The sequence below is a fragment of the Allohoeflea poritis genome (genome assembly GCF_027889715.1).
Lineage (GTDB): Bacteria > Pseudomonadota > Alphaproteobacteria > Rhizobiales > Rhizobiaceae > Hoeflea_A > Hoeflea_A poritis.
Genome location: NZ_JAPJZH010000017.1, coordinates 83,225 through 107,772 on the forward strand (window position 1 = coordinate 83,225; position 24,548 = coordinate 107,772).

Below are 24,548 nucleotides of genomic sequence, written 5' to 3' on the forward strand. Positions count from 1 at the left end.
TCCCCGCTGCCGCAGGTGCGGCTACGGGAAGGCCCAGGGCGCGAAACCCTATTCCTGGTTGTTGCGGCCGACAGGGATTTCCATCTCGTCCGGCTTGATCTCGCGGACAAGCTCGGGGATGGCCCAGTCGACACTGTCATCGACCTTGATCTTGAAGTGATACATGGACTGCAGCGCCTGGTGATCTTCCGGGCGGAAGGTCATCTGGCCCTTGGGTGTGTCCCAGGACATGCCCTGCATGGTCTCGATCAGGCTTTCGGTGTCCCAGTCATCGGTGCTCTGCAGCGCCTTGGCAACGGCCAGTCCGGCCGCCATTCCGCCGGCGGTGAAGAAGTCCGGCGGCGAGCCGAAGCGCTTCTGGTGTTCCGCGACCAGCCAGTCATTGATCGGATTGTCCGGGTTCTCGAAATAGTAGTAGATGGCGCCTTCCATGCCCGGCACGCGCTTGTAGGTCGGCAAAACGGGAAGAATATGGCCGCCAGTGGAGATCTCAATGTCAAAGCGCTCGGGCTGCATCGCCTTGATCTTGCCCATGGGATCGCCGCCGCCTGCGACGTAGATCAGGATGACCTTGCGGCCTTCCTTGTCCTTCAGCGCCGCAAACATGCGTTCGGCAGCCGCCGTGAAGTCGGTCGTTTTCAGCGGCACGTATTCCTCGGCGACGATGGTCGCGCCCGAACCTTCCAGGGCCTTCTTGAAGGCGGCGATACCGTCCTTGCCGAAGGCATAATCTTCCGCGAGCGTCGCCACATGCAGGTCGGGCCCCGGCTTCAGCGCCAGCGCCTGAGCCTGCATATCCATGGACGAGTTACGCGAGGTCTTGAACACATAGCGGTTGGAATCGGGACCGGTCAGCGAATCGGCGACGGCCGGCTCGACCAGAAGAATACGCTCATATTCCTCGGCAATCGGCAGCATGCCCTTGGTGACGCCCGACGAGGTTCCGCCGACCGCAATCAGCACATCGTCGTCGCCATAGGCTTCGGCGAGCACGGCGCGTGCCACATCGGGCTTGAACTGCGTGTCCTTCTCAATGATCTCGATGTCGCGGCCGTTGATTTTCATCGTGCCGTCGGTCGCATATTCGAGACCGAGTTTGAATCCCGTATGGCTCTGCTTGGAAAAGGCTTCGAATGTCGAGCCCGAAAGACCGTGGACGAGCGCGATCTTGACCGGATCGTCCGCGGCATTGGCAAATCCGGCCAGCGAAAGCGCCGTGGCCACGGCAAGGGTGGATACCAGCTTCTTCATGTTTCTCCTCCTCCCGGACCGGCGGCAATACGCCACCGCCCCCGATACGTCTCGTGAACGGGGTTCGTGGATCGCCGGACCTTGTGTGCGATGGATGGCCAATTATCCTGCGTTTGGCGCATAACGATCAAGATGGTAGAAATACGCTACCGCCGGTGGTGACGTTACCAAGGGCGGTGCAGCGCGGCCGTGTACCCGTTCCCGACAATTCGTGTGTGGGCAAGATTTTGATTCTTTTGTATTTTCCCGTTTGCATCGCGTTGGGACATATGCTGATATCGCTGGACGCTCTGCCGTAAACCCGACCGGTCGGTAGACGAATAACATGGCCATACGATCCGTTTGAATGTAATCGCAACGACATGAGACCGCCGCTTTCGCCCATGGCTACGCAGGACATGCTCGAGATGGCCTTCAACGAAGCGCCCGTCGGAATCGTGATGACCCAGCACCGGATCATCCGGTTCTACAACAAGGCCTTTGCGGAGATGTTCGGCTATGAGGGCGATGCATTGCGCGACCAGTCCTTCGCGATCCTCTATCCGTCACTCGACGAGTTCGTGAAGATCGGCAATATCGGCCTGCAGCCGCTGCGCGAGACGGGCCGCTACTCCGACGAGCGCATCATGGCGCGCCGCGACGGCTCGCTGTTCTGGTGCCGGGTGCGCGGCAACTCGCTGACCCGGGATGAACCGCTTGCGCATGCGGTGTGGAGCATGGCGGACCTTTCGCACGAGCGGCCGGTGATCGCGCTGACCATGCGCGAACGCCAGATCGTCATGCATCTGGGCGAGGGACGCACAAGCAAGGACATCGCGCGCATCCTCGAAATATCGCCGCGCACGGTCGAGGCGTACAGGGCGCGGCTGCTCAAGAAACTGGGCGCCGCCAATGTCGCCGAACTCTTGTCCAATGTCGGCGGCATGCCGGGCTAGGCTGTACTGACATGAGCAAAATATACTGCCTCGATATCGGCGGTTCTTTCATCAAGCTGGCGACCGGCAATGGCGATGACCTTCAGGAGGTCGAAGCGGTGGCGACGCCGCCGGAATACGGCGCGTTCATCGACCGCACCGCCGATTTGCTGGCGGCGGCCGGGATCGGGCCAAGGGATCGCCTGGGCGTCTCCATCGCCGGAAGCATCGATGTCGACAACGGATCCGTGCATGCGGCACAGTTGCCGTTCCTGGCGAGCGTCGATTTCGGTTCCGACCTCGGAGCGGCAATCGGTGTCAGGCTGGGCACGCCCCTCAAGAGTGCAATACGCATCGAAAACGATGCGGACTGCTTTGCTTTGGCCGAAGCGACGTTCGGCGCCGGGCGGACATTCGACAATGTCTTCGCCATTATTCTGGGCACCGGCGTCGGCGGATCGCAAGTCTATCGCGGCGAACTGATACGCGGTTTCGGCGGCAGCGCCGGCGAATGGGGGCATGGTCCCTTCATCCAGAAACAGGATCCGTCGACACCGGGTTTCGTGCCTCAGTTTGCCTGCGCATGCGGCCAGAAGGGCTGCATCAACACCATGGGCGGCGCGCGCGGGCTGGAAGCAATGCATGCCGCTGCGGGAAATCCGCTGCGCGACAGCAAGGCGATCATCGACGGCTGGGCCGGCGGGGACACGGCGTGTACCGCCACGGTGGCCTCCTATGTCTCCTTGCTGACCGACGCACTGGCCGTGACGCTCAATATTACCGGCGCCGAGATCGTGCCGGTCGGAGGCGGGCTGTCAAGCGCCACTGCACTCATCTCGGCCATCGACAGCGGCGTTCGGCACAAGGTGTTGCGGCCGCGCCCGGAACCGCTGGTCATCAGGGGTCAAACCGGTCAAAACGGTGGTCTGTGGGGTATCTATGCACAAATCCTCAAGGATAGGGCCGCTGCATGAGCACGATCAGCCTGGAAGTCTGCGTCGACAATCTCGTATCGCTGCAAACCGCGGCGAATGCGGGCGTCGACCGCATCGAGCTCTGTTCGGCGCTCGAGCTCGGCGGCCTGACGCCAAGCGCCGGCTTCATGATGGCGGCCGCGGAGATCGCCGTTCCGGTGCACGCGCTGATCCGGCCGCGCAGCGGTGATTTCGACTATAGCCGCGACGAAGTCGAGCAGATGATCGACGATGTGCAGGCTTGCCGCGAAGTCGGCCTTGCCGGTGTGGTGATCGGCGCGGGGGCCGGCGGCTGGCTCGACGAAACGTCGATGGAGGCGCTCGTCGAAGCGGCAGGCGGCCTCAGCATCACACTCCATCGTGTTTTCGACCTCGTCGACGACAAGGTGCTGGCCATCGACATTGCCGCTGATCTCGGAATCGCGCGCATCCTGACCTCGGGCGGCGCATCATCCGCGCTCGCCGGGGCTGAAGAAATCCGCCTTTGCGTGGAGCATGCACAGGACCGGCTGTCTGTCATGGCAGGCGGCGGCATCAATGCCGGCAATGTCGCGACCATCGTCGAACAGACCGGTGTCCGCGACGTTCACGGCTCCTTCAGCCAGGCCACCAGACACTATGAGCCGGCGGTGCCAGGGCTCGGGTTTTCTGCAGGCGAGTCACTCTTCGCGACCGATCACGACGCAATCAGGGCGGTCAGGGACGCGCTCAACTCCCGTTGAGCACCTCAAACCGTGCAGACACAGGTCTTATAGTCGATGTCGCCGGGGCGAAGGCAGCAACGGACGCGTTCTGACCTGGCACTGTCTCTACAATGTATCGTAGTAACAGCATTCACTGCATTCGCAGTCGGGCTCCTCGTGATCATCGAACTCCTCGAACTGATTGTCGAACAATTCGTCGATGAAGAGGTCGTTGAGCGGCGGGAAATCGCCGTCTGGAATGTTGAACACGTCCTGCCCGGATTCGCCCTCTCCCGAGCTTTCGTCATTGCCGAACGTCGGACCGTTGGGAAGCGAGCGCAGGTAGAAGTCGAAATAGTCCAGGACTTCCTGCGTCACCTTGACGGGGCCGATTGGCGGCTGTCCGGGACCCGGCACGAACACCGCATAGTTTGGCGAAGAGATGGTCTTCTGGCCGGCACTGTTGCCGACATTGATGATGCCGCTTTTCGACAGCGAGTTCGTGTTGCGGCCGGGACCGCGCAAAATCACCAGCACCGCCTTGTCCTGGTCGGCGCCGGCGGTCGTCAGGCCCAGAAGCGCCGCGAGCTTGATCGCATCCGTACCGACCACTCCCTCGAACATCGTTCCGCGGATGCCGATCGTGGCAGCCGGCGTGTTGATGTTGGCTTTCGTCGGATTGGCCTTGCCGATGCGCCCGCTCATGAACCGAAATGCGCCCTTGAGGACGGTGCCACTCATCTCGCCGGCGTTTCGGTCCGGATCATAGACGAAGCGGTCGATGATCATCTCGCAGTTCTCGCCGACCGTGAACACCGACTGGTCGAGCAACAGGATCTGCAGGGCGCTTTGCTGCTTTGTCAGAACCTCGTCCTGCAGCAGGATGCTTTCGTCGACCTTGGCCCGCCGCTGGCCGGTCGCGTCTCCGCTTCTGACGAACACACTGCCGCGGACAGCGGCGCTCACGCCGATCTTGGCTTCCGCCAGCGCCTTCGCCGGAACAAATATATCAGCGACCGCAAGCGCGGCGACTGCAATGATCAGATAACGGCTCCATAGGGCGGCCATGACAAGTCTCCGTCTGTTTCCTCGCCCCGATTAGTTCGCAAATCGCTTGATCAGCATGATATCGGCAGAAACGCTGTCAGCTACAAAGTTGGGTATGTTGGAATCCTGGTTCAAGTAGTTGACGCCGACCTGGAAGTTGACGTTCGACGTCACCTCGGACGACGGCAACTGGAATTTCTCAAGCATCACGTCAAGCGGAATGCCATAGGCCAAACGCGCCTTGAACAGCTCGTCCTCGCGCGTCACGGTTGGCGAGTAGTTCGGGTCCGGCTGGTCGTAATCCTGCCAGCGATAGGAAGCCGACGCCAGGACATACTGGCCCTGCCCGAGCAGGAAGACGCTGCTTGCGGCAATCTCGACAGCATCATAGCTGTAGCTGTCGTTGCGCGCGTCCTTGAAATAACCGGTCACGCGGGCGGTTATGCGGTTTCTCTCGGTCGGGCGAAGCGAAACCCCGCCGGTTGCCTTGGCCAGCCAGCCGTCGCGCGCGCTGCCGACCGAATCGGTGGAGATGGCTTCGTAGTTCTGGTAAACGCCCTCGCCGCCGGCAAAGACCGATACCTGCGGATTGACTGTGTATTTGACCCTGCCGCCGCCGCCGTAATCGGTGCGGTAAATCTGTCCGTCCAAAGCCAGAACCTGTGTCACGCCGTAGGGCGTGAACTGCAAATCGTCGTGGAAGAGGCTCGCGCCGGCCCGAATCCGGCCGGTTATGTAGTCCGCTTCGCTGACACTGAATTGCTCGTTAAGATTGGTGTTGAGCTGTACGAAGCCGTAGCTGCCCGTTCCGCCGGGCAGGTCGCTTTCGAGCCGAAGCATGGATCCGGCCGCGAAGGCTCCGTCAACCCGGGCGTCGGTATCGAGCGGGTTTCCGTCAAGATCGACCGTGGAGCTTGTCGTCAGGTCGGGATTGCTGTCGACCCGGAAGCCGGCCGCGATCCGGCCGGTCAGCCTGGTGCTCTTGGATTTGGCGCTGGCGAGCGCCAGGTATTTGTTCACTTCCCTGGACTGGCTGGCGCTCAGCGGCCGGTCGGAAAGCAGAGTCAGTTCCCGCTTGGCGCCGGCCATATCGTCGAGGCGATAAAGAACAAGCGCGTAAAAGAGGCGGGCATTGTCCCAGTTCGGCTGCAGCAGCAAAACGCGCTCAAGCGCGGCCGCCGCCTGTTCCAGATCACCCTTGATGACCTGTTGCTGCGCGTAAAGATAGTTGAGCTCGAGATCGTCCGGATTGTCCAGAATGTCCTGATAGGTGACATCCTGCGCGCCGGCGGATACGACGATCGCCAGCGAAAAAAACGTAGACAAAGCCGTTTTCTTCAATAATTTCAGCATGTCCCCACTCAACATGCGCCCCTCTCGGAAATATAGTAGGACGATTTGAGAACTTTTGTAAATCAAACGAATGTTTCTGTCAGTTAGAATTTGCCATTGTTGTAATAATTAAGAGGGAATGACTTGTATTTCTGGAAAAGCCGCTCCCCGCAGCTCATGGCGCTTTACGCCGGAGTTTTGTCGCTGGCGCTGCTTTTTATTGCCGCATCGCTCGGCAAGCCGCTCTTCGACAGGCTGTCTTCGCTCGTTTTCGATGAGTACCAAAGCTTCAAACCACGCGCGCCGGCCGGTGCGCCGATTCTGATCGTCGATATTGACGAGGAATCCATCGATGCGATCGGGCAATGGCCCTGGCCACGCTCGCAACTGGCGCAACTCGTCGATACGCTTGGCGCCCTTGGCGCAGCGGTTATTGCTTTCGATATGGCGTTTGCCGAGAAGGACCGGACGTCGCTGAACCGGACGCTGGAGGAACTGCATCGCGCGGGCGCGCAGATCAGTTTTCCCGAGGGTGTTCCGGCCCTCGACAACGACATTGTCTTTGCCGAGGTCCTGAAACGCAATCCGACCGTGACCGGATTTGCGCTGACCAATGAATTCACGTCCGGGCTGCCCAAGCCCAAAGCAGGCTTTGCTTATGCCGGCCGCGATCCGAAGGATATTCTGCCGTCCTATCATGGCGGGCTGCACAATCTCGAAGCATTCGACGAGGCGGCGACGGGGATCGGATTTTTCAGCTTTCCGCCCGCCGTGGACGGCGTGGTCCGCAAGGTTCCGCTCATTTCCATCGGCAATGATGCGATCTATCCATCCCTCGGCATGGAGGCGCTGCGTGTCGCGCAACAGGCCGCAAACTTCGTCATCAGAAGCACCGGGGCCAGCGGCGAGGCGGAAGCCGGAGCACCGGCCGTCGTCGACATCCGGGCCGGAGCCTTCGAGGCGCCGACAGACGGTATCGGCCAGCTGTGGCTGTACTATTCCGGCGAAATGGCGAACAACACGATCCCGGCCCGTGAACTGCTGAGCGACTCCCCGGACCGCGCGCAGCTCGAAGCCCGTATCGCCGGACACATCGTCCTCATAGGCACCAGCGCGGTCGGATTGCGCGATCTTGTGGTCACGCCGCTTGGCGCCGGTGTCCCCGGCGTCACCGTCCATGCCGAGCTGATCGATCAGATCCTCTCCGGCACATTCCTCAACCGGCCGGATTACATGGTCGGCCTGGAGTATTTCCTCGCCATCATTGTCACGGCGGTGCTGATTTTCACCATCCGGCCCGGTCAGCCTTTCATGGCAGCAGCTTTCGCCATGGCACTCCTGGCGGTGATCCTGGCTGTCTCCTGGTATCTGTTTTCAACACGGCAGGTGCTGCTTGATCCCCTGCTGCCGTCTCTGGCAGTGGTGCTCGTCTTCGTTTCGGTCACGATCGCGCAATATCTCAGCAGCGAGCGCGAAAAACGCTTTATCCGCGGCGCGTTCGGCCGATATCTCTCGCCGGCCATGGTCAACCAGCTTTCGACCGATCCGCACTCGCTCAAGCTCGGTGGCGAGTTGCGCGACGTGACGCTGCTGTTCTGCGATATTCGCGGCTTCACGTCCCTGTCGGAAAACCTGGATCCGGAGGGCCTGACACGGCTTCTCAATGATTTTCTGACGCCGATGACCGACGAATTGCTGAAGACCGGCGCGACGATCGACAAATATATGGGCGATGCCATCATGGCGTTCTGGAACGCGCCGCTGAGTGTTCCGCATCACCGCGCGGCAGCGCAACAGGCAGCGCTCGGGATGATCCGCCGACTTGACCGGCTGAACGCCGAGAAGGATTTCGACATCCGCATCGGAATCGGTTTGAACTCCGGTGCCTGCTGCGTCGGCAATCTCGGCTCGATGCAACGCTTCAACTACTCGGCAATCGGAGACGCGGTCAATGTGGCGGCGCGCATCGAGGGCATTACAAAAGCCTACGGCCTGCCGGTCCTGCTGGCCGAGTCCGTGCTGGAAGACGCCCCGGCGCCCGGACCGCAGATCGTTCTCGAAGTGGACAGCGTACAGGTCGTCGGCCGCGAGGAACCGCTGGTCCTGCACACGGTCTTCGACGAGAGCCGGCTGAACGGGCTAAGCCCGAAGGTGCTCACGGCCGCCCAATCGGCGTTCCTGGACACCTACCGCGCCGGTGATTTCGAAGCGGCCTACGAGCAGGCACGGTCGCTGAAGGAGGTCGCACCGCCGGTGCTGAGCGGCCTTTACGCGACCTATCTCGACCGGCTCGCGGCTTTCGCCGCCGCCCCGCCCGACAATTGGAACGGCGTCTACCGGTTCACGGAGAAGTAGCACCCGGCTTTAACTGCTGCGGCCGCTACATGCCGCCACTGTGAGATTCGCTACATCGTTCGCCGAACGCCACCCCTACCCTTCCACCCGGCCCGCTACGGGGCCGAATTCCACAGGTGCATGCAGTTTTCATCCGCGTCCCAACACGGAAGGCATGAACAATGGGCGATATCTATCAGGACATATGGTCGGCCGATCAGGCCGAGAACGGCATCGAACCGATCCTCGCATCCGAGGAGGGCAACAAGGAAACCGGCTATGTGAAGGTCGACGCCGATGACAGCGGAAACGCGGACCCGGACCTTCGTATCCTGCCGATGGCCGTCATTCCGCCTCACAAAGAACGGAGCTACGAATTGTGCCGCAGGCTGTTCAACAATTACGCACTGCCGGAAGCGGCGCGGGAAACCGACACACCGCAGGAGCGGGCCGAAAGGCACGAGTTCGTCGAGGCTATCGTGGCGAGCGCACCGATGAAGGTCGCCCGGGAATATGTGGAGCTGAGAACCAGCACCACCATGTCGGACGAACGCTGGCACAATACGCTGATGGATCACTGGTTCCGGCGCTTCGAGCAGTCTTCCGATCCGCATCTGTCCGGTTTCGAGCATGTCGTTGTCGGAGAGCAAGAAGGCAGCAAGGTGCAGGGCTATCATTTCTGGTACAAATACTATCTCGACGACGGGTTCGCCTCACAAGTCGATGACGGTCTTTCCGTTGTGCCGGGCCTGTCCGACGACCGCATTGTCTATGTCGGCTCGAAGGCACATCCCAAGCAGCCGGCCTTTCCGGAATCGGTCACCATCCAGTTCCGCTGGAACGCGCCTGACTACGACGCCGGCGAAAGCCGGCCGCTGCACAAAAAGATCGGGGGCTTCTTCGTCGGCTGCTCGGTCGAGGGGCTGATGGCGCTTGGTACGGTGCGCGCGCATCTCGGTGCCAACGCGCCGAAGACAGCGGTGATCGAGGGCGCGCGCTACCAGATGAAGCTGTTTCGCTCGGCGAATAACATGCACATCCGCACATTCTATCCGGTGTTCCAGGGGCCGGCCGATCCCGTCGGTGGCGGCGAGGACGTCACCGGCGGTACGACGGTCACGACACGTCCGGTGGATAATGGGGGTGCCGGTGATGTGCGCATCGTCGCGGCATTCGCCAATCCGCAGGGTCACGATCCGGGCCGGGAAATGGTGACGATCATCAACACCGGTCCGGTCCCGGTCGATCTCGGCGACTGGCGGGTCATCGACAAGAACGGCAATTTCGACGCGATCGAAGGCATCAGCCTGGCGCCCGGCCACACCCATATGGCTGTTCTGTCGGGGCGCGGCGCGCAGCTTTCCAACAAGGGCGGCACCATCGCGCTTGCAAGCGGCGACGGCACTGCGGTGCACCAGGTCAGCTATACGAAGGCGCAGGTCCGGGCGCAGAATCGGACCCTGATCTTCGGTTGAGACGGACTACAGCAATTACCGCCGCCGTTCGCTCCGGAGGCGTTTCTCTGGAAGCGGAAGGCGGCGGGCATAAAACAACCGTCGCAAGTTTCATGTAAAAGGCAGTCTTGCGGTCACCGCCGGAAAAAACACGACCGGAATGACCGCCATTTGAGTGCAGGTCTCTTGCTCTCGAATGTGGCTGAAAGCTTGGGCACCCCCCAAATTGCCGGCCTTCAAAAAAACAGCAAAGCCAACGCTATCCGAAAATATTATCCATCTGCATATTTTTGCGGAGACAACACGTATATTTGTCTATCAATTATCGTATTGCCGCGCTAAATACTGAAATCTGAAAAGTTGATCTCTTCGATCCATTTGGGTCGAAAGCGGTTCGGCGGGAATAGTATTCTGGATGGGACAGATGACCGTTTCTGCAAGACAGCATATCGCGCGTGCTCTTGATGGTCTAGCGCTGGGAAAGCCCTACGCGATCGTAGATTATCCCAACTACGCCAATCCGGGGGACTGCGCGATCTGGATCGGAGCACGGACGGCCCTCGAGCGCCTTTACGGGCACGCGCCCGCCTATGTTTCGACCGTCCGGCAATTCGACGCCCGTCAATGCCGTGACAGAATTTCCCGCGGCACGGTTTTCTTTCTCGGCGGCGGAAACTTCGGATCGCTCTATGACAAGCATCACCGCATGCGCCTGCGCGCGCTGGAGAAAATAGCTGATATGCGTATCGTTCTGCTGCCTTTGAGCGTCGCGGAACGCGGTTCGGATACCGACAACCCGTCGCTGATCGCCGAAACCAGGGCCATACTCGGGCGCTGCAGTCAGCTGAAGGTTTTCGCGCGCGAAACAAACAGCCAGAAGCGGCTTCGGGAAACCTACGGGATCGATGCGGAACTTTGCCCGGACACAGCCCACTGGTGCAGCATCTCGGACGTCACGCCGGCAACCGAGGCCGTCGGCCTTCTTCGCAAGGACAACGAGGCCCTGCCGAGGCGCTCCCGCGGCAATCTGCCGGACAGCGCGATATTCGACTGGCGCGATGACAGTTCCATCAAGCAGATGAACCGGCTGGGAAAAATATCATCTTTTATTCCGGCCCCGCGGCTCCGGCTTGCGGCGTTTGATCGTGTCGCCAAGGCCAAGGTCGCCGCCGCTTCAAGACTGTTGGGCCGCGGCAATCACGTCGTGACGGATCGCCTGCATGGCGTCATTCTGGCTTCACTGATGAAGCGCAAGGTCGCGGCGGCCGACAACAAGACCGGTAAAGTCGGCGCTTATGTCAGCACCTGGCCGCAATTGCTGCCCGACGTTACGCTGAACTGACAGCCCCTGCGGCATCTACCAGGGAAATTTTCTTGTCCGCGGAAAGTCTGCCGCGTGCAACGATCGCATCCGGCGCAAATACGTCTGATAGAGCAGATTCGACAGAAACCGGTCCACCGGATTCCTTGACTTGTGTGATCGCCTGTCACCATCCAGCGTGCTGTTGGTTGCGGTGTCCTGTCGCGGCGCGCAGACCGAAGGCGAGACTATTTTTGTGCACAGGCCGTGAACCCACCATTGCTTGAGCGCGGAATCGACAGGAATGCTTATCTGCTGCATGGCCTGCTGCAAATACTCGGCCGCCGGCCGGGATATCGCATAGGCTACGGTCGACATCGGAATCTTGCGTGAAAGCGCAACCGAATAACGGTCGTTCAGCGGCTTGATCCGTTCCAGCGCGAGCGCCTTGTGACTGTAAAGGCGCAGGATGTCCCAGTCACGATCGCCTGATTCGATCTGCAGCATCGTGTCCCGGGCATTTTCGCAAAACGAGATATCGTCTTCAAACACCCAGGCCATTTCCGCCGGACCCTCGGCAATCATCCGCCACACGCGCAGATGCGAGAGAAAGCACGCAACCTCTCCCGGGCTGAGATCGCGCTTGATCCTTGTTTTCGGTGATTTGTCGACGGCCGCGCTCAGCGCTTGCGGGTCCAGATCGTGATAGTCGACGGCCGCAACTCGTTGAAATCGCATACCGACGGATTTCAGCTCATCGCTGGAGATTTTCAGCCGCTCAGGATGGCGATTCAGATTGATAAGATAGGCGGGAAATGAAAATTCTGACACAGGTCCCCGATTCGCCCTTATTCTGTGTATCGCTGATTGCGCTGGAGAAGAAATTGGTTGATATGCCGAACAGATTTCACGCACTCGTTGTTGTCGAAAACAGCCTCGTCAGTTCCGCTTTCGTCGATGCCTGGCTCCGTAGCGGCAATACTGTTGCTGCTCTCTGGACAAGAGATCAAAAATCTTTGTCGTCCGGCACTGTGCAGAAAGTCGTTTCTTTGGCAAGCTCAGTACCAACACTACAAGAACTGGTCAAGAAGCATAAAATACCTGTAGTTCGAAACGAACCCTTAAGAAATACGGAAGAATCAAGCGGTTTACTGTCAGGCGTGCAGGCTGACACCCTGATAACGTTGATGACACATCAAATCATTCCGGGCTGGATGATCGAGGCGTTCGGCAGGAGGGCGGTCAATGTCCATCCAGCCCTTCTGCCGCATTACAAGGGACCCAAGCCAACGCTCAGCCTTCTGGCGGACGGGCAGGCGGACAGATATGGCGGCATAACCGTCCACCGGCTGGATACCGGCATCGACACGGGAGCGATTATCGGGCAACGCAAGGTTCCGGCTGTTTCGGGCCAGAATGTCGACGTCTGGACTTACCGGATCGCACTCGCCGCCGCCGATCTCGCGCGCACGGATCTGCAGGCTTACCTCAAGGGTGATCTTGAGGCGGTCGCGCAGGTGCCCGGCTCGGGCAACTACAGAAAATGCGGTCGTCTGGAGTTTAGTGTCGAGGCGCAAAAGACGCTTGAAGACGTGCGGCGACTGCTTTCGATGCCCGCCGGCATGACGCTGCGGGCGGTGATCGATCCGCCGATTGGCCGACGCGACAATTTTCCGATTCACCGCAAGATATCCGTGATCTCCGCTCCGACCGGAGATAACCCGCGGGTCACACGGTTCGCCATCGAAATGGATATCCGCGACTGCCGGATAAGATTGCTGCGCAAGCGAAAGGCGCTGTCCATCTTTTCCAACCCGGCAATATCGATTGCCCGGTACCGGCTAAACCAATTCAGGCGCGGCGAGAATCAGGCCTGAGCCTTTCGCGTGAGCAAACGCCGGTACCAGCGCCTATTGCCGTACAGATACTTGCAATGGTTGCAGGTGTACGATCGGCCGCAATTCGTGAGATGACAGGCGATTGGTTTTTTTTCGCTGGCAAGCACGATGCGCTCCAGATGGTCGGCGCCCGAGGCCTTGATGTAGATGAGATCGCCTTTCTTCAAAGCGTCACCCAGAAAGGCTGCGAGTTCTTCGTAGGTCTCAAACATGAAGAGCCGGTCGGGATAGTCGGCTTTCAATCGTCGCACGCGTTGCGAATGGTGACCGAAAAAGATCACAAGCTGGGCCGCGTCCAGCGCCGCTTTCGCGGTGCGCGCATATTTGGCCCGTGCCGACCCGCGATAATCGGAGATCGTCCCGATGATCATCACCTTGCGGGCTGCGCTGGCTGTTTTGACGATGTCCACGCTTGATTGCATTGTCCAAAGCGGCGCCTTGAATGTGTCGGCTATGAACGTCATGCCGTTGTGGATGTAGACTTCGTCCTTGAATCTCAGCGGCTCTACCTTTTTGATCCCGGCGGCAGCCTGCTTGAGCGGTACATTCAGCACATGTGCGGTGGCAAGTGCGGCCAATATGCTCGTTGTCCAGCGTTCGCCGACAAATTGCGTTGCAATGTCAACAACCTCGTTTCCGGCGCAAACACGCAATTCGAGCCGTTCCGGGAAAGCGCTGCTGCTCGAAACGAGGCGGATATCGGCATCGGCCTTGCTGCCAAAAGTAATCACCTCGGCGCGCGTGCGGCCGGCCATGGCAGACACCAGCGGATCATCGGCGTTCAGAATTGCATGTCCGTCGGGCGGCAATATCTCGACCAACTGACCCTTGGAGACAGCAATATCTTCGGTCGATTCGAAATTCGAGATGTGATCCATGCCGATGGTGGTCACGACGCCGATCGTCGGCCGGACGAAGTCGAGCGCCTCCTTCATGGCATCATGCTCGTGACCGCTGACCTCCTGCACCCATATCCTGGCGCTCGACGACATCTTGAACATGGCTCCGCGAATGCCGCTCGGCGTGTTCTTTCCGTACCCCAGAAAGACACCTTGCCTTCGTTCCAAAGCGGCGGCGGTCAGCTTGGCCGTTGTCGACTTGCCGCAACTGCCGGTGATCGCTATGACGGCGTCCAGGTGCATGCGTCCGCGCCGCCAATGCGCATACAGTTTCTTCCAGCCTTTGCGTACGGTCCTCATGGAAGTACGTAAAGTACCGTCGCGCCTGTTAAGCGACCTTATGCGATCGGTGATGCTCGCCCGATTTGTACCCTTGTCACTCAACTGCAGCTCTTCCTTGCCCGCTTTATTTTCGCCGGCTAATTACCAGTCTTGTGTTGGCGACAACAGCGAGAAAACAGGAATTCATGTGCGCTTCAAATTCCATGTCGCAAACCACTGTCCGTAGCCCTGAAAAACTGCTTAAACTGGGATGATGTCCGAAGGCTTTTTCTCATACGAACTGACAAAAGAGATCCACCCTCACGGCGATGACGATCCTGTCCGCTTTTACAGGCGGAGCCGACTCAAGCCACAGGTCCAGCGGCGCTTCTCGGAGAACGATATCCGCGAGATGCTGAACCTCGCCGGGACATCGTTAGCAACGGTTTTTCCCGTTCGTTACTGGCCTGCTTACAACCGGTTTACTTCATCTATTCGCTACCGTCACCTCCGCAATAAAAAATTTGAAGGTTTCGCGAAGTCGATGCGGGCGGTGTTTTCCATTGATGATGAGAGCAAAATTGAATCTTTGTTTCGATCGCATCTGGAAATCCTGCAAAGACGCAAACAAATGTTCATGATCGACATGCTCGCGCGCAACAAAAATCCAAAGATTGATTTCGTCGGCGCGGAGATACTTCGGGAGGCCTTAGAACGCGGAAACGGCGCCATTGTCTGGGCATCACAGCTTTCATTTCAGAGCCTAGCCGGCAAGCGCGCCCTTTGGGAACAGGGTTTCGAGCCACTGCAGGTCAGCGCCGACCACCATGGGTTCTCGGATACCGCATTTGGAAATACGGTCATCAATGCTCCGTTGCGCCGCGCCGAAAACAGATATCTGAAGCAACGCGTTGTATTTGAACGCGACCATGGCGCCGCCGTAACCCGGAAAATCATCGGCCTGCTTGACCAGGGCAAGCTCGTGGTTTTGACCAACAACGTCTATGCCGGAAATATGTTCGTGGAGATGCGGTTCGGCCAATCTGGCCATATCAGCGTGCCGACAGCGCCGCTTTCAATCGTCGCGCGCCGCAACACGCCGTTCTTTTCGATGTCTACCCTCGAAACCGAACCCTTCAAGCGCATGCAGGCCGTTGTGGAGAAAATCGAAGCGGGCGGCAAAACCAAATCGACAGGCACGAGCGAAAAACGCGACTACAACAAGATGGCATCGCTCGCACTGGTCGCGCGGGATCATATGTTCACGCAATGCCGCCGTGCACCGGATCAACATCTGATACCCGAACACCTTGCGGGAGGCAGGTTCGAATAGTTGCGCCCGGCGCGCATCTCACGAATACCGCCCGCGCTGCCAGGGCAACAGCCCAGCGCGGCAGCTGTAGATTCCGCTCGTCTTGTCGGCAATACGATCTTTCCACACACCTCGGCCGATCATGAAGTCCACCTCATCGAAGCCCCGTTCGATCCCATATTTCACGACTTCATTGACGATCAGCCAGCCGGGCGAGAAACGGTCCCATGACTTGTTGTGGACAAACTTGGACAAGAACAAACGGTCGCCGCGCTCGAAAAACAGCATGCTTGATATCCACTCTGTCTCCGAGTTCATTTGAATAAGGTGGCACCGGTTCGTGCCGTCATCCTGATCGGAGAGATATTGAAACCAGGCTTCGGTTTCCGCAGGCACGATCCAGTCCAGAAGATCATCGCGTGCTTCCACCCAAAGCCTTTTTTCAGCGAAAAGAGCTGCCATTTGACTCCGGCGCTCGGACGGGTCTGTTACGAACCGAACCGGCAGCGCGCCGGCCTTTTCTATTCTCCGGCAGAAGTTTCGATATTGTTGACGCCTATTTGCCGAAATACTCGACAGATAGTACTCCCAGTCCCGATATTGCGATATTCTGACTGACGGGGCGCCGGTTCGAAAGTGAAGCGGAAGTCCGGCCGCTTGCAGCATCTTGAAAAGAGCCGACCCTTCCCGCACAAAGCCGATTTTCAAAAGACGGGTCAAAAGGGAAGAGGAAAGAAACCTCATGAACTGCCGGGCTGCAGTCTCGACTTCAACATCCGGATCGAGAAGCACGTCGTCATAAAGGGGCGTCTTGGAATCCAGCCAGAGAAATTTATGGGTCCCGACCGGCTCGCGAACCTTCACCATCGGCGCGCACAGCATAAGGTCGCCCGCCTGCCGGAAGACCGCAATGTGAAGTGATTTTCCAGGATCACCGCGATGGCGCGCCCAATTCGCCCTGATAACCTCAAGCCGTGTGAAAAATCCTTCAGGTCCGCACTTGGCGTTCAGTGCCGACCATTCGGGCGCAATCCGGTCGAGACCGGCTTCGTCATCAATGATTTCCCAGGCGTAATCCGACTTGCCCTGCAATCGCGCTTCCATATCAGATCAGGTTCCGAAGCTGGCGTTTCATCCGGTCAAGGCTGCTTGGCAACCGTACAAAATCAATCTCGCAGGCTTTGAGGCTTTGCTCCCTTTTTCGCAGGGTCTTGTGGTCTTCGGCAATGATCATCAGACGCATGCGCGCCGTTTCGGAATCAAATCCGCCACGGCGCGGTTCGAATGTGGCCAGCGGGACTGCCCAGCCTTCACGAAATCCATGATCGCAATGGCGGATCATCTGCGCAAGCGTTCCTTCCGATCTGCAGAATGCGAGGCGGGCAATGCGCGCACCCTTGTTTATGTTATTGCGCCGCGTTGCCTCATAGATAAAGGCCGTGCTGGATACAGGCCGGAAATTAAGGTCAATCACATAGGCCTTCCCCAACCGGTCGACGAGAATGTCGAAACCGCAAAGGCCACGGAACCCGAGTTTGCTGCCGGCTTGCGCTATCGAGCGGCCGATCGACGTAACATTTTCCGCCGGTGATGTATCTGCACGGTAAAGGTTTCCGGCATGTATTCCGCCGCTCATGCAGACCTGCTCCGTCGCGCCCAATTCGCAAACGCTGCCGTCCGCCATGACGGCGAACTGCACGCACCAGTTCCGCACTTCGTCAATCAGTTCCTCAGCGATCAGAGTCTGCGCTTGCCTGAACCGGACAAGAGCACGGTCGAGGTGGCGACGCCTGCGGCAGATCGCAACATCGAAGCCCCCCGCGTTGGGTTCGTCGGTTGCGATCTTGAGAGCAATCGGGACGGTGAGGGAATCCAGCTGCCCGCGGTTTCCGTTGTCGATCAAGGTGCGTTGGGGGACATTCCCACTTCCCGCCAATTGCGCAATATTTTGCTTGTTGTTGAGAAACTCAAGGCACTGATCATCGACCAGCGCTCCGCCGTCAGTGCCCTTGCCGCCGGACGGATAGACATAGGCCGCGGTCTGTCCCTCGCGGATGCGTTTCAACAGGGCGTCCCGGTATTGCGAGGGCGTTTCATAGGTTTCAATCGCCGAGCCGACCTCCACTCCGCAACGATCCATCAGTTCCAGCCCATCGGGAGACATGGTCGCCTTGTGGACGAGCATCGGAAAATCACCGGCGCACGCCATGAGGTTTGCCGTCATGAATTCCACCGTGGAACGATCCGACGGCACCCATTGGGCCGATGCATCCTCCAGCCGCGGTGCCAGGAATGTGCCCGGCCGATAGATCGTACTGAGCGCCGGCAAGCTCATGCCCCCATCTCCGCGGTTGCCCGTTTGAATCGAAATTTCCGCTTGAGCCTCTTGAAACGCCGCTTGGCCTCCGCGACCGGCACAAGACGGTTGAAGCTTTTTTTCAGCCTGTAGTTCCGCAAACCCTTGTCGATGGCCGCCACGATATCGTCATGCCCCCCTTTTTCCAGCGCGTATTCCCGCATCTTCACAAGATCGGACAGCGAGCCTTCTCCGGTTACCCGCAAAGATGGCGAGGCGGGCAAATCGCCGGCAAATGTCGGTGCAGAACCGCCCATGTCCAGCAGCTCGAACGCCGCCAGCATGAAGAGGCACTTGTCGCATTTTCCGCAATTGTCGAAGGCGAGATTGCAGACCCTGAGGTGACGCATCAGCGCGGGCTCACGAGCCAGCCTTTCGATCTTTGCAAGCCTGTCGACCAATCCATGGTGCTCGATGCGAGCGCCCGCCGTCGCCCAAAGACTGTCGAGCGCAGGGTGCGAACCCCATCGCCGATTCCAGGATGATTCGTCCGCGGACGATGCGATAAGCTGGTTCTCGAATTCACCGGCCAGCATGTGCCTGATCGCGGCAAGCACAGCGCCGTGATATTCAACCCAGCCAATCAGCGGGTCCGAGGTCTGCCGGATGTCGGTGGTCACGAAAACCGTCTTCAACGCGTAATGAACGGCGACATCGCCGGTGATGGATTTCAGCCGCTCGACCCGGTCCCGGTCATCCGGATCGACATCGGCTCCAATGACCGTGACAAGGCCGGCAAGGTCGTTGTGTGCGGCTGCCAGCGAAAAACAGGAATCGACACCCCCCGAAAAATACAAACCCGCGCCTCTGTCCGGCAGATATTCACGCCGGGTCGTGCCGGCTTTCACAGAAACCGGTTTATAGCCGGCGTACCATTCACACAGGAGCCTTTGTATGTCGGCTGATTGGCCTATCAGGCCGGCATCGACCTCGGCGTCGATATGCAGATCCAGCCCCAGTTCCATTGCCGGGGGCAAACCCAGGCAAAGAAGCGCATCGCCAGTCGCCGCAAGCGGCGCACCCTGACTGGAAAAACGGGCATGACGCACATAACTGCCGGCAGAAAACCGTATGGCGAGCGAAGATGCGCCGTCCCGGTTTTCAGCCTCGCACTGTACATAGGACAATGACAGGTGTTCGGGTTTCTCCATCCGGCCACTTTCATTCATGTCGATCGGCAACAGGCCGAACAGCCGCATTCACCATGGGAGACCGGACCAGTCATTGGGGCAGAATGTCGAAGGCATTCCAAGTATTTGCGCAAGATAGGGGAACGATTGATCGGCCGCAATACTTGTGATTTAAGTCGGGGATGGGGATAGCTACTCGTCTTAATGTGTTTTCTGACCTTGTTGCCGAAGAATTCAGGCATCATGTACCACATCCCATATGGCGCATCCGGTCAATTGTCTCCGGCCATTCGTCTCGATCAATTGCACTTCTTCCACCGGACCTCCGCCGTTCAGGGAAGTACATTTGCCAGACCAAATTCTACAGAAGGCGCGCCTACTACAATCGTATGCTGTACGCGGCGTTGCACAACAAGATTTCGCAAAAACTGTGGCTCGACAAGATACGCCCGGAGGTTTCACCGCCGGTGACCCACTATGTTGCCGGAAACCGGGTTGTCACAGTCGATGATCGGGCAATGGAGATCACCGAACGGTCACAGGTGCCAACGCTGCTGGAGTCGGGCCGTGCGATCTTCATCAAACCGGCAGATTCGGGCAAGGGCGCCGGAGCGTACCAGGTAGAACGCGAGGAAGTTGGTTTCCGTGTCAATGGTCAATATCTGGACAGATCGGGCCTGGAAGACCAGATCGCCGCCCTTCCGCTGGATTTCATGATCTCCGATATTATCGATCAATCCGCCTGGGCGCGCCGACTGTTTCCCGGTGCCGTCAATACCGTCCGTGTGATGACGGCGACCTCGTCAGTGGACTATAGGGTGGTCGTTCTGGCCGCCGTCCTTAAATGCGGAACCAGCCGGTCGGCACCAACGGACAATTTCCTGGTCGCACAAGGGGGCACGATATCAAGCGTAGACCTTGATTCCGGCGTTCTCGGCCCCTGTGTCTCTTTTGATGAAGCGAAGTTCGCACGCATAACATCCGACAGGCATCCGGAAACCGGGACATTGGTGGCGGGCGAAACCTTGCCGCATTGGCCATTGATCCACAAGACGGTCGCAGAACTGTCCGGCATCCTACCGCGCCCTGGACTGGTGGGCTGGGATATCGCGCTGCGGGAGGAGGGAATCACCGTTGTCGAGATGAATACGCTGCCGGGGATCGATGCCGTGCAGAGTGCCAGCCCGCTGCTCGACACCGAAGCCAAGCGGGACATTCTTGCTGAATTCCGCATGGTTTAGGGCGCAGGAAACAGGGGCAACCGAATGTGTGGGATAGCCGGAATCTGGCGGCGCACAGGTCGCGTGACCGATGCCGATACAGCCGACATACGCGCCATGATCAGCGCAATCGCCCATCGCGGACCCGATGGCGAGGGCTTCTGGTCTGACGAGCGCCTGACGCTGGGGCACTGCCGCCTGGCTATTCTCGATCCTTCCGACCGGGGTTTGCAGCCGGCGATCACACCCGACGAAAAAGGGGTGCTCGTCTACAATGGCGAGGTCTACAATTTCCGGCAATTGCGCGCCGAACTGGAAGAGACCGGTATCGGCTTCGTCAGCGAAAGCGACACCGAGGTCGTTTTGCATGCACTGCACCAATGGGGCGTGGAAGAGGCGCTGCAGCGCTTTACCGGAATGTTCGCCTTCGCCTATTTCGACAGGCGCAAGAAGGCCATGTGGCTATGCCGCGACCGGCTGGGCATCAAGGCGCTTTCCTTTGCCGCTGCCGGCGACCGCTATGTTTTTGCCTCCGAAGACAAGGCTGTGCTCCGCGCGTCCGGATTTGGTACGCGCATCGACCCGCGATCCCTGACCCTGGCCCTGGCATTTCAGAGCATCGACTCGCATCTGTCTTCATTCCAGGACGTAAGGAGGCTGCCGCCGGGCGCCTGTTGGCGGATTGACGATAAAGGCGTGCACGAAGGCTCGTTCTGGCATGCGCTCAGAGCACTCGATATGCAGCGGCTGGGCAATCGCCGGCCGGATGTCGATCAAGCAAGGTCACAACTTGAGACCTTGCTGCGCGAGAGTGTCGGCATGCATTGCCAGTCCGATGCAGCGCTTGCGACCGCCTGTTCCGGCGGCGTTGATTCCGGCTTGGTCACGGCTTTGACCCGTGACTTCGTCAAGCCGTTTCACGCCTATGTCATCGATCCCGATACCGGCGTCAGCGAAGCGGAAGACTCGCAGCGCACGTGCTCCCGGCTGGGTGTGCCATTGAATCGAATTGCACTGAACCGAGACCAGTATTTGCGGCTGGCGGCAGACTCAATCCGCCATGTCGAGAATGGCAATCTCAGCAACGCTACACCGGCGCTTCTCGCACTGACCAGGCGCTGCAAGGAAGACGGCATAAAGGTTCTGCTGACCGGCGAAGGATCCGACGAACTGTTTGGCGGCTATGATTGGCACGCCCGTTCGGCTCGGCGCGCATTCCATGCTTTCCTGCTTGCCGTGCTCGGCCCCACACGCAACGCACGCGAGCGGCGGATGGACCGCCTGATCGGTTCCGCCTTCGTCAACGCCATGGGCGGACTGGCGTCAGGAGCAGCCTTGCAGTTCGCATCGTCCCTTTCGGCAGCCTACAGCTTCCGCCAGAACGATATCATGGAAGCGCTTCAGGACCTGCGGCCGATATCCGAACGCGTTTATGCCGGTAATGGTATCTTCGATCTTTACGGGCATATGCAAGGCATCATCCATCGCCATGATCGCGTTTCCATGGCATCGTCGGTCGAGTTGCGCGTGCCATTTCTGGAGAACCGCGTCATCGACTTTGCCCTGAACCTTCCACCCATGCTCAAATACCGTCAACGGCAGGGAAAGTGGCTTCTGAAGCAGGTAGCGGCCAACTACCTGCCGAAGCAAAACATTCTCGCCCGGAAAAGGGGCTTCCCGATAACAAACGACTATTTTGTTGGGACCGAAACGCTCCTGAACGGGGGCGTGCTGCGCGAGTTGATGGGATGGAGCGCGGTGGAAACAGGTCGCCTTGTCGAAATGTGCAGGCAAAATGCCTTTCTGCGCGCACGCCTGGTCGGTCATGAAGTCTTTGTCCGCATTTATGCATCAGGCGTCACCGCCGAGGAAATGGGCGAAAGGCTGATCGGCGCCGCTACGCCTTAGATTCGCGGCTTACGATCCGGCACATTCGCGGTGCACCTTTGCCCGCCGCCAATTTCGTAGCGCGGCCGGGATGCCGCAGACACGGTTCGCGCTTGGGAGCGCGAACCATGGCCTTGGCAAATACCGGTTTCGCTATGCGACGGATCTGTTGTCTTCGACAGGCAGCATGGCATCAAATTCAGCGGTCGCATGGTCCGCGGAATTTCCGCTCAGGGTGAACTGGTCGAGCAGCGCAGCGAGCGACGACGCTTGCGCTGCCAGCTCATCCGACGCCGTGGACGATTCTTCCACCATGGTAACGTTCTGCTGGGTGCTCTGGTCGATCATGTTGACCGCCTGGTTGATTTCCTTGAGCCCGTTGGATTGCTCGCGGGCATTCTGAAGGATCGTTGCTGCATGATCGCTGATCTCGCCGATCCCGCCGATTATCGCTTCCAGCGCCTCGCCGGTTTCCGCGACAAGGGCGACACCGGAGCGAACCTGATTGCCCGAATTGCTGATCAGCTCCTTGATCTCCCTGGCCGCGACGGCGGAACGCTGCGCCAGTTCGCGAACCTCCTGCGCGACGACGGCAAAGCCTTTTCCGGCCTCGCCGGCACGCGCGGCTTCGACCCCGGCATTCAATGCAAGAAGGTTTGTTTGAAAGGCTATGTCGTCAATCACGCCGATGATGTTGTCGATCTGGTCGGAGGATTTCTCGATCTCGCTCATCGCTGCGACGGTCCGTTTGACCACATCGCCGGATTGTTCCGCGTTTTCGCGCGTCTGCCTGATCAGGCTGCTGGCTTCCTCGGCGCGCTTGGCGGTCGACTCGACCGTTGCCGTGATCTCTTCAACAGCAGATGCCGTCTCCTCGACGGAAACGGCCTGTTGCTCGGAGCGCTTCGAAAGAGCACTCGCCGAGGCACTTATCTCCGACGAACCCGCCTTGATCGCGCCGGCGGCCTGACCAACCTGCCGGAGCGCGGTTGAAAGCGTTTCAGCCGAATTGTTGAAATCGCTCCTTAGGGCGCTGTAGGCGTCGGGAATGTCATCGCTCACCGCGAAGCTCAGATCCTTTTGCGACAGGTGAGACAGCGCCTGTCCGAATATGCCGGTGACCAGATCGCGCTCCTTGGCGATCCCGGCCTCCTGGGCCGCCTCGCGCGCCGCTTCGGCCTCGTCGATGTAGACTGAAATGGCAAGATCCATATCGAGCAGAACACCTTTGATCAGCGCCGCGAGCGCGTCGGCAAATGTGTCCGCGTCCAACTTGGTGCGCCGGCCCAGAACCTGCCGCGGCCAGTGCTCCTTGATCACCGATTTGACGAGATGTTCAACCAGAATGGCGTAGCCGCCGATATACCATTGCGGCTCCAGGCCGATTTTCGCGTGGACCGATCCGATGGTCTTGACCTTGGCCATGTAGTCATTGTCGAAACTTCCGCGGGCAATGCTGTTCCAGTGCCCTTCCTGCGCGCCCTTTGCCCGCCGCATCTGATCTTCCGACGAGAAGAACCGCCTGACGTCCGGCGTTTCGCGAAGCTTTTCATAGAATTTGTCGAGACCGCGTCCGAGTTCCCTGTCAACAACCGGCTTGAGATCGCGAATGCGCGCGCAAGCCTCGTCGTCCAGGCCCATGAACGCCATTCTCTCTTGCAAACCGTTATCGTGTGCCGAATTGTCCATCAGAATTCCCGCATAGCCGGTGATCAGGACACGCAGTCGCGCGAACAACAGCCACCGCGTCAGGCCGTGGCGCGTCGTAACGTACCCTCAACTACCGTCAGGTCACGGCACACCGCCGTCATCATAATTCGGGTGCACCCATAGTCGCCAACCGATTCTGGCGCCGGTGCCGACCATCAGAAAGACAAGTCGGCAAATTCGCATTCATGTTGCGTAGCCATGGTAAACAAATACTAAAAGAAAATTTAGTATTATTTGTACACAACCAATGGACGTCGGCTTTATGACGATTTTCAACAAATTCAATCTATAGATGAAACTATTACAAATATTCAGTTACAAATTATACTTTTCTATATTTTTCCGGGATCTTTCAGGGCGGGAGAAGTCCGGAACGCACGTACCTCTTACCGGCGGTTCAGGCGACGTTCCTGTCATCCTCCATGCGGGCGAGCACCGCCGACGCGGTCCTGACCACGGCTCCCGTGCTTCCGGAACTTTTCTGGAAAACTGATTTGGCCTTTGCGAGCCATTGCCCGGCCTGAGAGATAGGTAACAAAACGTACCGGACACATAGGTAACACTTTTCGCTTTTGCGTGAGGTGTC

19 protein-coding genes are annotated in these 24,548 nt (G+C 59.0%); 10 read left to right on the forward strand and 9 right to left on the reverse strand.

The window, feature by feature from the left end; genetic code table 11:
- Positions 1–48 precede the first annotated feature (48 nt).
- A complete protein-coding gene (locus OOZ53_RS21685; protein ID WP_271091831.1) occupies positions 49–1,251 on the reverse strand; it encodes a substrate-binding domain-containing protein in 1,203 nt (400 codons plus the stop codon).
- 362 nt (positions 1,252–1,613) lie between these two features.
- On the opposite strand from OOZ53_RS21685, the gene OOZ53_RS21690 reads away from it, so the two are divergent.
- From OOZ53_RS21690 to OOZ53_RS21700, 3 genes are read left to right on the forward strand one after another with little or no spacing between them, the layout of a single operon-like run.
- Entirely contained in the window at positions 1,614–2,186 is a 573-nt protein-coding gene (locus tag OOZ53_RS21690) for a LuxR C-terminal-related transcriptional regulator (RefSeq protein ID WP_271091832.1), read from the forward strand.
- Between the two features lie 11 nt (positions 2,187–2,197).
- Positions 2,198–3,139, forward strand: a complete 942-nt coding sequence (locus tag OOZ53_RS21695) for an ROK family protein (RefSeq protein WP_271091833.1) — start codon at positions 2,198–2,200, stop codon at positions 3,137–3,139.
- Positions 3,136–3,861, forward strand: a complete 726-nt coding sequence (locus OOZ53_RS21700) for a copper homeostasis protein CutC (RefSeq protein ID WP_271091834.1) — start codon at positions 3,136–3,138, stop codon at positions 3,859–3,861. Before OOZ53_RS21695 ends, OOZ53_RS21700 begins: the two co-directional genes overlap by 4 nt.
- A gap of 87 nt (positions 3,862–3,948) precedes the next feature.
- Here the strand turns inward: OOZ53_RS21700 and OOZ53_RS21705 are convergent, their stop codons facing one another.
- Both OOZ53_RS21705 and OOZ53_RS21710 read right to left on the reverse strand, forming a co-directional pair.
- Positions 3,949–4,890, reverse strand: coding sequence for a FecR family protein (locus OOZ53_RS21705; protein WP_271091835.1), 942 nt, complete (start codon positions 4,888–4,890; stop codon positions 3,949–3,951).
- Between the two features lie 30 nt (positions 4,891–4,920).
- Positions 4,921–6,195, reverse strand: coding sequence for a tetratricopeptide repeat protein (locus OOZ53_RS21710; protein WP_271091836.1), 1,275 nt, complete (start codon positions 6,193–6,195; stop codon positions 4,921–4,923).
- Between the two features lie 150 nt (positions 6,196–6,345).
- Between OOZ53_RS21710 and OOZ53_RS21715 the strand changes: the two genes are divergently transcribed.
- The 3 genes from OOZ53_RS21715 (at position 6,346) to OOZ53_RS21725 (ending at position 11,331) form a co-directional block, all read left to right on the forward strand.
- The gene (locus tag OOZ53_RS21715) at positions 6,346–8,556 is read left to right on the forward strand and encodes a CHASE2 domain-containing protein (protein WP_271091837.1); all 2,211 of its coding nucleotides are present in this window, start codon (positions 6,346–6,348) and stop codon (positions 8,554–8,556) included.
- Positions 8,557–8,717: 161 nt separating this feature from the next.
- Entirely contained in the window at positions 8,718–10,010 is a 1,293-nt protein-coding gene (locus OOZ53_RS21720; RefSeq protein ID WP_271091839.1) for a lamin tail domain-containing protein, read from the forward strand.
- Positions 10,011–10,413: 403 nt separating this feature from the next.
- Entirely contained in the window at positions 10,414–11,331 is a 918-nt protein-coding gene (locus OOZ53_RS21725; RefSeq protein WP_271091841.1) for a polysaccharide pyruvyl transferase family protein, read from the forward strand.
- 15 nt (positions 11,332–11,346) lie between these two features.
- Here OOZ53_RS21725 and OOZ53_RS21730 read toward each other — a convergent pair whose 3' ends face one another.
- A complete protein-coding gene (locus OOZ53_RS21730) occupies positions 11,347–12,204 on the reverse strand; it encodes a glycosyltransferase family 25 protein (protein WP_271091842.1) in 858 nt (285 codons plus the stop codon).
- On the opposite strand from OOZ53_RS21730, the gene OOZ53_RS21735 reads away from it, so the two are divergent.
- Positions 12,183–13,166 (forward strand): formyltransferase family protein, encoded by a 984-nt coding sequence (locus OOZ53_RS21735; RefSeq protein WP_271091854.1) that lies wholly within the window; start codon positions 12,183–12,185, stop codon positions 13,164–13,166. The two genes, OOZ53_RS21730 and OOZ53_RS21735, sit on opposite strands and share 22 nt — an antisense overlap.
- On the opposite strand, the gene OOZ53_RS21740 is transcribed toward OOZ53_RS21735, so the two are convergent.
- On the reverse strand, positions 13,157–14,329 hold the full coding sequence (locus OOZ53_RS21740) for a Mur ligase family protein (protein WP_271091843.1): 1,173 nt from the start codon (positions 14,327–14,329) through the stop codon (positions 13,157–13,159). The genes OOZ53_RS21735 and OOZ53_RS21740 overlap by 10 nt on opposite strands.
- 292 nt (positions 14,330–14,621) lie before the next feature.
- On the opposite strand from OOZ53_RS21740, the gene OOZ53_RS21745 reads away from it, so the two are divergent.
- Entirely contained in the window at positions 14,622–15,680 is a 1,059-nt protein-coding gene (locus OOZ53_RS21745) for a hypothetical protein (protein WP_271091844.1), read from the forward strand.
- Positions 15,681–15,698: 18 nt separating this feature from the next.
- On the opposite strand, the gene OOZ53_RS21750 is transcribed toward OOZ53_RS21745, so the two are convergent.
- The 3 genes from OOZ53_RS21750 to OOZ53_RS21760 are packed head-to-tail and all read right to left on the reverse strand — an operon-like array spanning position 15,699 to position 19,166.
- A complete protein-coding gene (locus OOZ53_RS21750) occupies positions 15,699–16,751 on the reverse strand; it encodes a GNAT family N-acetyltransferase (RefSeq protein WP_271091845.1) in 1,053 nt (350 codons plus the stop codon).
- Between the two features lie 13 nt (positions 16,752–16,764).
- A complete protein-coding gene (locus OOZ53_RS21755) occupies positions 16,765–17,994 on the reverse strand; it encodes an ATP-grasp domain-containing protein (protein ID WP_271091846.1) in 1,230 nt (409 codons plus the stop codon).
- Positions 17,991–19,166: a hypothetical protein gene (locus OOZ53_RS21760; protein WP_271091847.1), complete on the reverse strand. Its 1,176-nt coding sequence runs from the start codon at positions 19,164–19,166 to the stop codon at positions 17,991–17,993. Before OOZ53_RS21760 ends, OOZ53_RS21755 begins: the two co-directional genes overlap by 4 nt.
- A gap of 161 nt (positions 19,167–19,327) precedes the next feature.
- On the opposite strand from OOZ53_RS21760, the gene OOZ53_RS21765 reads away from it, so the two are divergent.
- Together OOZ53_RS21765 and asnB are read left to right on the forward strand one after the other, a co-directional pair.
- A complete protein-coding gene (locus OOZ53_RS21765; RefSeq protein ID WP_271091848.1) occupies positions 19,328–20,386 on the forward strand; it encodes a sugar-transfer associated ATP-grasp domain-containing protein in 1,059 nt (352 codons plus the stop codon).
- A 24-nt stretch (positions 20,387–20,410) separates the two neighbouring features.
- Positions 20,411–22,273, forward strand: a complete 1,863-nt coding sequence (gene asnB, locus OOZ53_RS21770) for an asparagine synthase (glutamine-hydrolyzing) (protein ID WP_271091849.1) — start codon at positions 20,411–20,413, stop codon at positions 22,271–22,273.
- A gap of 132 nt (positions 22,274–22,405) precedes the next feature.
- Here asnB and OOZ53_RS21775 read toward each other — a convergent pair whose 3' ends face one another.
- Positions 22,406–23,941 (reverse strand): globin-coupled sensor protein, encoded by a 1,536-nt coding sequence (locus tag OOZ53_RS21775; RefSeq protein WP_271091850.1) that lies wholly within the window; start codon positions 23,939–23,941, stop codon positions 22,406–22,408.
- Between the last annotated feature and the right edge of the window lie 607 nt (positions 23,942–24,548).